Source organism: Bacillus cereus group sp. BfR-BA-01379 (genome assembly GCF_022663605.1).
In the GTDB taxonomy this organism is placed as follows: Bacteria; Bacillota; Bacilli; order Bacillales; family Bacillaceae_G; genus Bacillus_A; species Bacillus_A mobilis.
In genome coordinates this window covers 1-217 of sequence record NZ_JAKUFT010000328.1, presented here as the reverse complement: position 1 = coordinate 217, position 217 = coordinate 1, and the positions used below count along the sequence as shown (strand labels likewise).

Below are 217 nucleotides of genomic sequence, written 5' to 3'. Positions count from 1 at the left end.
AGTGGAGCCTAGCGGGATCGAACCGCTGACCTCCTGCGTGCAAGGCAGGCGCTCTCCCAGCTGAGCTAAGGCCCCATGTTTTTGGAAAATCGGGAAGACAGGATTTGAACCCGCGACCCCAACCTTGGCAAGGTTGTATTCTACCACTGAACTACTTCCGCAAGACATGTATGAGTTATTTTATTAAAAGTGCGGGTGAAGGGAGTCGAACCCCCAC

2 tRNA genes are annotated in these 217 nt (G+C 53.0%); both read right to left on the bottom strand.

Going from position 1 to position 217, the window contains the following annotated elements:
• Window positions 1-2: 2 nt before the first annotated feature.
• Window positions 3-75 (bottom strand) — tRNA-Ala (locus tag MR113_RS28095).
• A gap of 14 nt (window positions 76-89) precedes the next feature.
• Window positions 90-162 (bottom strand) — tRNA-Gly (locus MR113_RS28090).
• Window positions 163-217: the final 55 nt, after the last annotated feature.